At 50.0% G+C, this 11781-nt stretch carries 11 protein-coding genes and 1 pseudogene; all 12 read right to left on the bottom strand.

Going from position 1 to position 11781, the window contains the following annotated elements:
- Positions 1 to 644, bottom strand: a 644-nt coding sequence (locus tag HW443_RS06695) for a hypothetical protein (RefSeq protein ID WP_176238008.1), incomplete at its 3' end; no start/stop codon positions are given.
- Positions 610 to 894, bottom strand: a complete 285-nt coding sequence (locus HW443_RS06690; RefSeq protein ID WP_176230680.1) for a hypothetical protein — start codon at positions 892 to 894, stop codon at positions 610 to 612. The genes HW443_RS06695 and HW443_RS06690, both read right to left, overlap by 35 nt.
- Before the next feature lie 41 nt (positions 895 to 935).
- Positions 936 to 1427 carry a hypothetical protein gene (locus HW443_RS06685; RefSeq protein WP_176235652.1) on the bottom strand — a complete coding sequence of 164 codons (492 nt, stop codon included), beginning with the start codon at positions 1425 to 1427 and terminating at the stop codon, positions 936 to 938.
- Positions 1428 to 2513: 1086 nt separating this feature from the next.
- A complete protein-coding gene (locus HW443_RS06680) occupies positions 2514 to 2792 on the bottom strand; it encodes an AbrB/MazE/SpoVT family DNA-binding domain-containing protein (RefSeq protein WP_176230682.1) in 279 nt (92 codons plus the stop codon).
- 46 nt (positions 2793 to 2838) lie between these two features.
- Positions 2839 to 2979 carry an aldehyde ferredoxin oxidoreductase C-terminal domain-containing protein gene (locus HW443_RS13935; protein WP_176230683.1) on the bottom strand — a complete coding sequence of 47 codons (141 nt, stop codon included), beginning with the start codon at positions 2977 to 2979 and terminating at the stop codon, positions 2839 to 2841.
- A gap of 68 nt (positions 2980 to 3047) precedes the next feature.
- Positions 3048 to 3188: pseudogene (locus HW443_RS13930) on the bottom strand (4Fe-4S dicluster domain-containing protein); the annotation flags it as partial.
- A gap of 482 nt (positions 3189 to 3670) precedes the next feature.
- Entirely contained in the window at positions 3671 to 4687 is a 1017-nt protein-coding gene (locus HW443_RS06670) for a deoxyguanosinetriphosphate triphosphohydrolase (protein WP_176230712.1), read from the bottom strand.
- 106 nt (positions 4688 to 4793) lie between these two features.
- On the bottom strand, positions 4794 to 5240 hold the full coding sequence (locus HW443_RS06665; protein ID WP_176230684.1) for a PH domain-containing protein: 447 nt from the start codon (positions 5238 to 5240) through the stop codon (positions 4794 to 4796).
- 10 nt (positions 5241 to 5250) lie between these two features.
- Positions 5251 to 7947: a pyruvate, phosphate dikinase gene (gene ppdK, locus HW443_RS06660; RefSeq protein ID WP_176230685.1), complete on the bottom strand. Its 2697-nt coding sequence runs from the start codon at positions 7945 to 7947 to the stop codon at positions 5251 to 5253.
- 54 nt (positions 7948 to 8001) lie between these two features.
- Positions 8002 to 10116, bottom strand: a complete 2115-nt coding sequence (glyS, locus tag HW443_RS06655) for a glycine--tRNA ligase subunit beta (RefSeq protein ID WP_176230686.1) — start codon at positions 10114 to 10116, stop codon at positions 8002 to 8004.
- Positions 10117 to 10276: 160 nt separating this feature from the next.
- Positions 10277 to 11146: a glycine--tRNA ligase subunit alpha gene (gene glyQ, locus HW443_RS06650; protein WP_176230687.1), complete on the bottom strand. Its 870-nt coding sequence runs from the start codon at positions 11144 to 11146 to the stop codon at positions 10277 to 10279.
- A gap of 400 nt (positions 11147 to 11546) precedes the next feature.
- On the bottom strand, positions 11547 to 11781 hold a 235-nt coding region (locus HW443_RS06645; RefSeq protein WP_176238007.1), incomplete at its 5' end, for a DNA repair protein RecO C-terminal domain-containing protein.

Here is an 11781-nt window from a genome sequence, read left to right as displayed (position 1 = left end):
TCGTTAGTGATGAACCCCACATATTTGGTCTCACCATCCTCTCTGACCTTTAGAACGAGGAACCGTAATGGATCGGGGTAATCCTTGAGATAGGTGAATACATCGGCCAGTCTTCGACCCTCAAATCTTTGGGTAAATTGTGAGGCATCTATGGCCTCCATCTCTTTAAGCCTCTTATCAGAATTGCGTATGGGCAGGATCACTCTAATTCCCTTCTCATCTAATTGGCTGAGTAGAGTGCCCACGAAATGTTCTTTATCCATCGCTGAAAGGAAAGGATTTTGGAGGATCTGCAGGGTTTTGTCCATAAGATCAGGGACAGCCATGCTCACCGTAGTCCCGCTGTAGGATGCCTTCAAGAATATAGGATTCTTGGTCTCCTGGTCTTGTGTCCAGAATGTCCTGATGCTCTTATCGTATATCTTCTCCTTGGAGAGATAGCTTTTTGGCATATGCATCCGGCTGAAGCTGCGGATGGAGTGGCTATCGGTATTAACGATGTTGCCTTTCAGATAACCGAGCTGTTTTTGTCTCTTACCCATCTCTAGCAAGAACTCTTCCGAGTGAGCTGTGGGTATTTGGTTGAAAAACCTATTCTCGGTCACAGGGCTACAGATGAATGGCAAACCACTTAAGCAGACCATAGCTGGACTCCCTCAGTTCATCTAACTCCCTTGTTCCCTTTATCCCATAAAGGGAATGATGTATAACCTGTAAGCCCAGTTTTTGGGGTGGGATACCACCAATCTTGTCAGGCAATAAATTGCTCAGCATCTCCCAACTTCCCAGTTGAAGATGATAGGGAACCAAAAACAGTCCCCCCACATAAGGGGAAGTAAAACCAGACCTGAGCCTCTCTTCCAGCTCCTTCTGAATGGATGAAGGAGTGACCACAACTGTATTTGTCCTCTCCTTCTTATTGTTACTGAGGACATCTACTTTCTCCGGAGTGAGGAATTGACGGCATCTCCGTCTAACCTCTTTTTGGGAGTTTTTTTTACCGTGATCCGGTATTTCTCGAAGATCTCCCCCACCATGCGGTCCCGAACCGGGAACCCTTCTTCTCGAAGTTTTTCCCCGATGGCATACATGTTCCAGTTAGTGCGGAAGCGAAGTTCAATGGCCCTCGTTACAAGCTCCTCGCTCATTACGTAATTTCTTTTGGGCCCGGTCTTTCTTGGGAAAAGACCAACAGAACCAATCTCTTCCAAAACGCCCTTGGCATGGTAATAGGTCTGCTTGGATTTAAAACCAAAGATCTGGCACACATCCTTTATGGGCAAATCAGTAAGTTGGGCAACCTTAACCATCTCTAACTTCCGCTGACAGATATCTTCATACTTTACCACATACTCTTTCCCATCTAGAGTCCGATAAAGAATATCCCCATCCCTCGAGATAATGGCAAAAGTGATCTGGGTTTCCATTTGCCTCCCTCCTTTGGATATTGACAATAGGTAATATTATACCAAAAGGAGGGACTAAAGTCTACATAAATATCGCACTAATAATTGATTTCCTACCCTTAGTTGCCGGATGAGGAATACTTCCTCTAGGGGAGGAGATTGCCAAATACTCCATATTATCAAGAATAACCAAGAATCTTGCTGTGCAGAAAGGCTCGATAATATTTACATCTCCTACTCTCCAGCAATCACATGGTCTCTAGTGCGATATTTCAATAGACTATTAGCTTGCTTATGCGGAAACCCTTGTCAGTCTCTCGGTCCTGCGGCTTGCTAAAATTGTAACTCTATGGTAAATCTAACATACAGTCAAAATCCTTTTAGTCTAAATATTATGGGCTGAAAAAATGCTGGAATCTCTTCTCGGAAGGTGATTTTCTCGGTTTCAATCTCCTGGTAAGCACGAACCTCAATGCCATCACAGCTAACCTGGCCTTGAAACTCATGGCCTTCAATTTAATGAGTGCCTTCCGCAACGATCTGGGTGGTGAATTCCTCTCAATGACCCCTGATTTAGTCCATCGGCACTTTCTAAGAAATGTGCAGGGTAAGGTAAAGCTGCATGGCGATTATGTTAGAGTCGATGTTTTTGGGTTTGAACATCAGGATGCAGTCAGGCCACTCTTAGATAACCTTCAGGCAAAGCTTTTGAAAAACGGGCTTGATCCAAGGATACCTTGGCTGAATAACCATAAGATTTGCTTCAGATTCATGTAAATTTAGGGGGGAAAGAGTCCATCCAATTAGGACTGAAATATTGCTGGATATTCCAGGAGTAACGTTTCTCCTTAAGGATTCCTCAGAGTTTGGTCATGTCTGCCAATCCTTCTGAGAATATAAGTATCTCCATCAATCTGAAAGGTAAAGCGATAATCTCTGGTGATCCTACCTTCCCAGATATCTTTGATTCCTTTTATCTTTTTAATCGCAATAAGGGGTGCCTTGGGTTTTCCAAAAGAAGAGTGAATTGTTTATCGGCCCGCTCCTTGATCTCCTCTGGCAGAGTCTCATAGTCCTGATCAAAGGGCTGGGTGGTTTGGATCTTCATTATTGCTTGCGTAAACGCCTGACCAGCTCATCGGCAGTCTCAAAGGGACCAGAAAGTTCACCTCTGGCAATGGCCTCATCTGCCTCTTTTTCTTTGTCCTGCCACTCCTTCGTCCAAAACCAAGCCTGATCTTTGGGAATCAGCTTTTGGGGGATGAGAACTATGGCCTCGTCTCTAAGCTGAGCCTCCACCAGATCTCCAGGCCTCAGGTCAAGGGTCTTAAAAAACTGAGTGGGAATGGTGACCTGATGCTTGGGTCCGATTTTTACTATCGGCATTTCCTTCCTCCCTTAATTTACATGCACCACTTTCACCCAAGAGTAGTTAGGTTTTCCTACTGTAAGGTACAACATAAACAGAAGGATTGTCAATAAAATAGAGGGGGGTCAAGACCTCTTGGAATTTGGAGGGTAAACGATCATCCTTACGACCAAATCCCTCCCGTACATTGAAAAGGCGGACCATGTTCCACGCTTGCGGGCCTTAATGCCCTTCCCCTCCCACCTGATGACTCCTAAAGGGCAGTAGCGAAGGCGCCAGCCGCAGCCGGTGCACTTGTCCTCATCGATCACCAGAGCCCCCGTATTTTGGTCCCGGTAGATGGCCTCCGGCAGGCAGACATGCTGGCAATAGGGATTGAGGCACTGCTCACAAACAGTGGGAAGGCTGGCCAACTCCGCATCAGTGGACTCTATATTGAGAAGTCCATATCTGGGATTAAACAACGATTTTCACAGCCCTTATAGTCGTCATTAAACTCACCGAAGATGGCATCCGTTTCATCACCCTGCGCAAGCGAAGATGAACCTGCCCGCAGCAAGCTGCGGGGTATCTGAATCATGTCCACCATCTAACAACAAAAAACTTACGAAGCAAGCTTCGAGGAATTCAACCCGTAGAGATTAAAAGCTCCTCGAAGCCACAGGGCAAATCCCCGGAAAAGAGTGGCAAAAAGTGACGCTGCCCATCCCCAAACGAAAATACCAGCAGGTATCCGCATACGAAAGCAGTGTCATCTTAAGGCAATGTAAACATCCGCTGCGGCAAATTATCATTCATGATTCTAATGACAATTATACGGGCTGTGAAAATCGGTGTTTGAGAAAAAAATAGGTGGTACTTTCGCTTATCCGGTCTCGATCTCGTTTTGCCTGAATCACTTTATTTGCCAGCTTTTGGGAAGAAAGAGGTCGTTGTAGACGGATAAGGCATAGCGGTCGGTCATGCCCGCAATATAGTCGCAGACCCCCAGCGCGGCCAGCTCTCCCTCCCGAGGCAGGTACTCCGGGGGAAGCTCTTCCGGATGGGTTAGAAAATGATAGAAGAGGTCAGCCAGCATCTTGCCCAGCTTTTTCTCCTCCGCCTTGGCATAACTATCCAGATAGACGGTCTCAAAGAGAAAGTCCCGCATACGGTTCATAGAGGCCTCCACCTCTGGATCCATTTCTATGTTACTCTGGCCCTCACTGGAGAAGATGAGGTTTCTGACCAGGGTATTGATCCTCTCCCCATGCTCGTGACCCAGGATCTTTAGCTCCTTTTGGGGTAGATCCTGAGGCTTGAGGATGCCCGCCCGCAGAGCATCGTCGATGTCATGGTTGATGTAGGCTACCCGATCGCAGATGCGCACTACTTTCCCTTCTAAGGTGATGGGAGCTCCATCTCCTGTATGGTGCAGGATGCCATCCCGCACCTCTAAGGTAAGGTTCAGCCCTTCCCCCTCCCTTTCCAGAAAATCTACTACGCGGAGGCTCTGCTCGTTATGATGGAAAGGGCGACCCGTCTCTTGCACCATGACCGGAGAGAGGGCCATCTCCCCGGCGTGCCCGAAAGGAGTGTGGCCCAGGTCGTGTCCCAGAGCAACAGCCTCGGTCAGATCTTCATTGAGAAAAAGAGCCTTGGCCACGGTACGGGAGATCTGAGCTACCTCCAGGGTATGGGTAAGGCGGGTTCGGTAATGATCTCCTTCGGGGGAGAAAAAGACCTGGGTCTTGTGTTTCAGGCGGCGAAAGGTCTTGCTGTGGATGATGCGGTCCCGGTCTCGCATAAAGCAGGTTCGGATCTCATCATCCTTCTGGGGCCTTTGCCGGCCCTTGCTCTGAGAGCTGAGGCTGGCAAAGGGGGAGAGGGATCTTCGCTCGATTTCTTCAATCTTCTCGCGAATGGTAACCACAGTTAAAAAGCCCACCTCATTTGGGTAACAGGACACATCAAGATCTTACCACAAAGAGGTGAGCTTTTTATAATTGATCTTTATCCTTGGATTATGATGTGCGCCATCACCTTCTCGTATTCTCAATAGATTGTCGAACGACTTTCTCCAGGTCATTGGGAACGTCAGTGCCAATTCGATATTTCTTCCCTGTCGTCATCCTGAGCTCAACAGCATAAGAGCCAGAGACGTTATAGAGCCAGCCATGAGGTGTCAGTCGAATTCCCCAGGCATAGTACCAGGGGTTTCTCACCACTTGGCATGATTCAATATCTCGCAAGGAGAATTTTTTTCGAATAACTCCTGGTCCGAATCGTATTTCAAGAACATCTTCCTCAATCACTACAGTCAATGTGGGGAATAACACCAGACAGACTCCAAGGATAATCAGAACTGCGAAGGCAATCCAACTGAAACCATAAACAGTCATGAGATAGACAATGAGAAGTAGGGCGGCTCCCAAAGCACCTAAAACCACATATCCAATTTGAGTGTGCCGATAGTGTTCTGTCATGTCATCTTAATCATTTATCGATAAAGACTTCCCTCTCCTCTTCCACCACTGCCTGGGCTGCGGCCAGGCGGGCCAGAGGAACCCGGAAGGGGGAGCAGCTTACATAGGTGAGGCCTACCTGGTGGCAGAACTTGATAGATTTGGGCTCTCCTCCATGCTCACCGCAGACTCCCAGTTTGATATCCGGCCTGACCTGGCGGGAGAGTTTGACCGCCATATCAATAAGCTTACCCACCCCCTCGGTGTCCAGGACCTCAAAGGGGTTTTTCTCCAGAATCCCCAGCTCTACATACTCAGGAATGAACTTGCCTTCGGCATCATCCCGGCTGAAGCCAAAGGTGGTCTGAGTAAGGTCATTGGTGCCGAAGGAGAAGAATTCAGCGTGTTTGGCTATCTCATCAGCGGTGAGAGCAGCCCGGGGCAGCTCGATCATGGTCCCGATCTTGTAGCCAATCCTTATGCCCCTTTCCTCAAAGACCTGGTGGATGACCTTCTCCGTGCTCTCCTTGAGAAGGGCCAGCTCCTTGTCAATGCCCACCAGAGGAATCATGACCTCCACCACCGGCTCATAGCCCTCCTCAACCACATCGCAGGCCGCCTCAAAGATGGCTCTCACCTGCATCTGGTATATATCCGGCCTGGTGATGCCCAGACGACATCCTCTCAAGCCCAACATGGGATTAGCCTCAGAAAGAGTTCTTACGTTGGCCAGCAGTTCCTCTTTGGCGGCCAGCTCCTCCAGAGAAGCTCCTCTATGCTTAAGCTCTGCTACCTCCACTCTCAGATCTCCCAGATTGGGCAGAAATTCATGGAGAGGAGGATCGAGAAGTCTTATGGTCACCGGCAGGCCGTTCATGGCCTTAAGAATGGCCGCGAAGTCCTCTTTTTGCATCTTCAAGAGTTTCTGAAGCGGCTCGGCCCTCTCCTCGTCGGTCTTGGCCAGAATAGCGGCCTGAACGTGAGGAAGTCTATCCTCAGCCATAAACATATGCTCAGTACGGCAGAGCCCAATACCCTCGGCTTCGAAATCCCTGGACCTGGCCGCGTCCTCCGGAGTGTCAGCATTGGCCCGGACTCCCAGTTTTCTGATCTCATCGGCCCAGGCCAGAAGTCTTCGAAAGTCCTCATTGATCATGGGAGGAATGAGGGGCACTTCTCCCAGGATTACCCGGCCGGTGGTTCCATCGATGGTAATGATGTCTCCTTCTCTTATAACCACATCCTTGACCCGACAGCTTTTGCTGGCGTAGTCGATCTTTACTTCCTCCGCCCCGCATACGCAGGGTTTGCCCATGCCTCTGGCTACCACCGCAGCATGACTGGTCATTCCACCGTGACTGGTCAGGATGCCCTGGGACTGGACCAACCCGTGGATGTCATCAGGAGTAGTCTCCCAGCGCACCAGAATGACCATCTCCCCGGCCTTACCCATCTCCTCGGCGGTGTCGGCATGGAAGACTACCTTGCCCATGGCCGCACCGGGGGAAGCATTGAGGCCTTTGGTTAGAACCTGGAAGTCAGCGTTGGGATCGATGCAGGGGTGCAGAAGCTGATCCAGTTGGCTGGGATCTATCCTCATGACGGCCGTCTTTTTGTCGATGAGGCCCTCTTCTACCATGTCCACGGCGATTTTGAGAGCCGCGGCGGCTGTCCTCTTGCCTACTCTGGTCTGGAGCATATAGAGTTTTCCCTCTTCGATGGTGAACTCCAGATCTTGCATATCCTCATAATGCTGTTCCAGAGTATCCATAATCCCGGCCAGTTTGTCGTAGGCCTCAAGCAACTCATCTTTTAATTTCTCCAGGGGCTGAGGTGTCCTGATGCCTGCCACTACATCTTCTCCCTGGGCATTGAGAAGATATTCGCCGTAGAGCTTTTTCTCTCCAGTGGAAGGATCGCGGGTAAAGGCCACCCCGGTGCCGGAGTTCTCGCCCATGTTGCCAAAGACCATAGTCTGGACGTTGACCGCCGTACCCAGGGTCTCGGGAATCTCATTAATCTTTCGGTAAGTTATAGCCCGGGGATTATACCAGGACTCAAAGACGGCCCGAATAGCCATCTCCAGTTGCTTAAGAGGCTGAGAGGGAAACTCCTGTCCCGACTCTTTTTTCACTATTCCCTTGAAGGTATCTACCAGCTCTCTCAGATCAACTGGAGTAAGTTCTGTGTCATACTTATAGCCTTTTTTATCTTTGAGGTCGCTTAGAGCGTGCTCAAAGAGGTCTTTCTTTACCTCCATGACCACATTTCCGAACATCTGCATGAAGCGGCGATAGCAGTCGTAGGCAAATCTCTGGTTGCCGGCAATCCTGGAGAGAGTTTCCACTGTCTCATCATTCAGACCCAGATTGAGGACAGTGTCCATCATGCCGGGCATAGAAACTTTAGCCCCTGATCTTACTGAGACCAGAAGGGGACGTTCCTCATCACCAAACTTCTTGCCGGTCTCCGACTCCACTCTGGCCAGGGCCGCCATGACCTGATCCCACAGCTCCTCAGGAAACTTCTTGCCATTCTCAAAGTAATGGATACAGGCCTCGGTGGATATGACAAAGCCGGGAGGCACCGGCAGACCGATTCTGGTCATCTCACAGAGGTTAGCCCCTTTCCCTCCCAGGAGATCTCTCATCTCGGCGTTTCCCTCGTCGAAGAAATAGACATACTTTTTGCGCACAGCAGATCCTCCTCTTATGGTTAATTTGGACATTAGAACACAGAACCAGCCTCACTCTTTTCCCACCCAGAAGACACCCAGGTCCTTTTACAATCCTTCCTGACTTTGCTGGCTCTCCCGAACCAGAAGCCCACTCAACAGAGAAAGGTTGGCCAGTTGGTTGAAAAGAAGGACGTATCTCCTCAACAGCGAGAGCCTGTTGGCTCTGATCCTGTCCTCCTCCACCATAACCAGCACCCGGTCAAAGAAGCTGTCCACCACCGTTCTCAAGGCAGCCAGATTCTTTATCATAGCAGCGTAATCGTACCGCCGGGCGTTTTCTTTAGTTTTTCTCTCCGCGGCCACCAGCCTCTCATACATAACTTTCTCCTGCTCCTCCTGGAGAAGCTCCGGATCCACTTCCTCCGTTTCCCATCCCCGAGAAAGATTGTTGCATCTCCCATAAGCGGTGGCCAGATCATCCATCTCGGGAAGGCCGATGATAGGAGCAAGAGCCTCCACCTTCTTCTTAATGACCACAATTCTGTCCCTGGTCACCTCTATAACCGAGTCGATAAGCTCATTCTGGTACCCCTGGTCGGACAAAAGGTACCTGAACCTCTGAAGAAGGAAGTCTATCACTTCCTGCTTCAATGTATCCTGATCCTTAAGTTCCGCCCCCTGCTCCTCATATAAGTGCTGGATAAAAGAGGTAAGCTCCGCCAAAGACCAGTCCATCTCCTGGTCCAGAGTGATCTGGATGATCCCTCGGGCTTTTCTTCTCAAAGCGTAGGGGTCCTGAGATCCAGAGGGGAGCAGGCCGATCCCGAATAGGCCCACCAGGGTGTCCATCTTATCGGCAACGGCCAGAACAGAACCTTCTGGAGAACCAGGAAGAGGATCCTCCAGAGAGCGGGGCAGGTAATGTTCAAAAATGGCCTGGCAGACGGAGGGTTCCTCTCCCTGCCTTTGGGCATATTCCCGTCCCATAACCCCCTGAAGATCAGGAAATTCCACTACCATATTGGTGACGAGATCGGTCTTGCATAGGTAGGCCGCCCTCTCCACAACGGCCAGATCCACGGCCAGACCTGTCTTCTGGACCAGAAATGGTACCAGCTTCTGCAGTCTTTTTACTTTATCCAGCATGCTTCCCAGTTTCTCCTGGAAGATGACTCCGGACAACTGGGGGGTCAGTTGGGCGAATTGTTTTTTCAGGTCTTCCTCCCAAAAGAACATGGCATCGGTCAGACGGGCCGAGAGAACCCGCTCATTTCCTTTCCTTACCTCAGTTTCTGCCTGGGGAGAGCCATTGTGAACAAAAATAAAGGTGGGCAAAAGCTCCCCCTGGAGAGACTCTACCGGAAAGTAACGCTGATGAGATTTCATGGATGTCTCCAGGACTTCCCTGGGCAGAGCCAGAAACCGGGGAGAGAACTCTGCCACCACTACCTGGGAGTTCTCCACCAGATCCACTACCTCCTCCACCAATTCTCGGTCCAGAAGAGGATGTAATTTATGAATTTGACTGGCCTTTTGCAGTTGGTCGAGGATGATCTTTTTCCGTTCCTCCTGATCCACGATGACGTAGTTCTCTCGCAGAAGGCGGAAATAGTCCTCAACTTTTTCTACCTGGATGGGATTCTGGCCTAAAAATCTATGACCGTAGGTGATGGATCCAGAAATAAGATTCTCCACCTCCACGTTAATATGACAGTCTCCAAAAAGACAAAGAAGCCAGCGTATGGGCCTGGCAAATCTCAAGTTGGAATCTCCCCACCTCATAGACTTGGTAAAGGAGAAAGAAAGGATAATGCTCCTTAAGAGCTGAGGAAGTAGCTTTTCGGTAGGCTGACCTTCTTTAGTCCTCTCTATAAAGACGTACTCCCCCTTCTCAGTGAGCTCTATTTTGACCTCCTGGAGGCTGGCTTTGTGGCTGTTGAGAAAGCCGAGGGCGGCCCGGGTAGGTTCACCCTTCTGGTCGTAGAAGATCTTTTTAGAGGGTCCTTTGATCTTTATAAGCTGGTCTTCTTGCTTCTCCTCCAGCTCCCGAACCACAAGAACCAGTCTGCGAGGAGTTCCGTAGACCTGGATGGACTGAAAATTGAGTTTATTATCGGCAAAGAGCTCCCTGGCTCTGGCCTCAAGTTGCTCTCTTCCTTCCTGGAGAGCCAGATGCGGTAACTCTTCCGTCCCTATTTCTAACAGTAAATCCTTGGACATATTTCCGATCCCCTTAAACGGACCTTGTTTAATCTATGAAACCCTCATACCACAGGTGGCACCAAGGAGCATGAGATTAAGATGTATTTTCAGAGGAAACAAGTAGCTATCTTATATAAAATGTATCATGCCTCCCAGGGCCGGGGGCTCACACTTCGCACTACTTCTTGAGTAAAGGGAAACCCATGTTCTCCCTCTGGCTCAGGTAAGCTTTGGCCACTTCCCGGGCCAGATTGCGGACCCGGTCGATATAGCGGGTTCTCTCGGTCACGCTCAGGGCTCCCCGGGCATCCAGGAGATTAAAAATATGGGAACATTTCAGGACATAATCGTAAGCAGGAAGCACCAGATTCAGGTCGATAAGGCGGCGGGCCTCCCCCTCGTAGGAACTGAATAACCTCCCCAGAAGTTCCACGTCGGCGTAGTCGAAGTTGTATCTGGACCACTCCACCTCCCCCAACTGGTGAATCTCACCGTATTTAACCGCCTCATTCCACTGCAACTCAAAGACGTTATCTATATCCTGAAGATACATGGTGATCCTCTCCAGCCCATAGGTTATTTCGGCAGAGACCGGCCTGGCTTCAAGACCCCCCATCTGCTGAAAGTAGGTGAATTGAGTTATCTCCATTCCATCTATCCATACTTCCCAACCCAGGCCCGAAGCTCCCAGGGTGGGAGCCTGCCAGTCATCCTCTACAAAGCGGACGTCGTGATTTTGGAGATCGATGCCCAGAGACTCCAGGCTTCTCAAGTAGAGATCGATGATATCGTCTGGAGAGGGCTTCATGATAACCTGGAGCTGATAATAATGCTGGAGGCGAAAGGGATTTTCACCATACCTGCCATCGGTGGGCCGGCGGGAGGGTTCCACGTAGGCCACGTTCCAGGGCTCCGGACCCAGAGACCTTAGAAAGGTAGCCGGATTGGAAGTACCTGCTCCCACCTCAGTACCGTAGGGCTGCTGTATAACACACCCCACCTCAGCCCAGTATTTTAGCAAGGTAAGAATCACATCCTGAAAATACATTATTTCCCCTCATACTTCTTCTTTGCCTGACCCTCAGAAGCTACCGCTGCCATTTATAGCAATTTTTGTCATCCCGGGGCGTATTCTCAAGCCATGAAAATGAGGAATCTGTTTTCTAGTGAACTACTCCGCCCTTACGGAAGGAGCTTCTTGCTTCATCGGCAACCTGCGGTGCCTCAGACAGGCCTGAATTCGGGTGGTCCCCACCCTACTGCGTCCGCCCGACACTCCCATTCGGCTTTACAGAATACAGGGCTACCGGGGGCTGCTTGTATTCCGACCTCTTGCCTGCAGGTAGACGCTTTACTACATTATACCAAAAATTTTCCCGCCTCTCCTCCCCTTCCTTACGGAAGGGGACTTCTCGGCGGGGAAGCTAAAGGGAGAAAGGGCGGAGAACTCAGTTATCCAAGAATCCTTCTGCGCTCTCCATCAACCGCAGAAATTGATAGCTCTTGGGCTTTTTTTCTAGATGATAGGCCAGATACTTTTCCAAAAGTTCCTCTACCTGGGCAACTCCTTTGCTCCGGTCGGATATTTCCTGCCACTGTCGAGGAGATCTCTCGAAAAGCCATCGGAGAAGGAGGAGAGAAGATCCGGAGATGCTCACAGAGGCGGTTGTGGTGGGCCGGCAA

It is taken from the genome of Candidatus Hakubella thermalkaliphila (genome assembly GCF_013281975.1).
In the GTDB taxonomy this organism is placed as follows: Bacteria; Actinomycetota; Humimicrobiia; order Hakubellales; family Hakubellaceae; genus Hakubella; species Hakubella thermalkaliphila.
The sequence above is the reverse complement of the archived record's forward strand: the minus strand, read 5'-3'. Positions and strand labels throughout refer to the sequence as shown.

Bases quoted from the DNA above. Each gene is read 5' to 3' on its own strand.
- HW443_RS06680 (WP_176230682.1), bottom strand. From the start codon at position 2,792: ATGCCGATAGTAAAAATCGGACCCAAGCATCAGGTCACCATTCCCACT.
- HW443_RS06665 (WP_176230684.1), bottom strand. From the start codon at position 5,240: ATGACAGAACACTATCGGCACACTCAAATTGGATATGTGGTTTTAGGT.
- HW443_RS06685 (WP_176235652.1), bottom strand. From the start codon at position 1,427: ATGGAAACCCAGATCACTTTTGCCATTATCTCGAGGGATGGGGATATT.
- glyS (WP_176230686.1), bottom strand. From the start codon at position 10,116: ATGTCCAAGGATTTACTGTTAGAAATAGGGACGGAAGAGTTACCGCAT.
- HW443_RS13935 (WP_176230683.1), bottom strand. From the start codon at position 2,979: ATGGTCCGCCTTTTCAATGTACGGGAGGGATTTGGTCGTAAGGATGAT.
- ppdK (WP_176230685.1), bottom strand. From the start codon at position 7,947: ATGTCCAAATTAACCATAAGAGGAGGATCTGCTGTGCGCAAAAAGTAT.
- glyQ (WP_176230687.1), bottom strand. From the start codon at position 11,146: ATGTATTTTCAGGATGTGATTCTTACCTTGCTAAAATACTGGGCTGAG.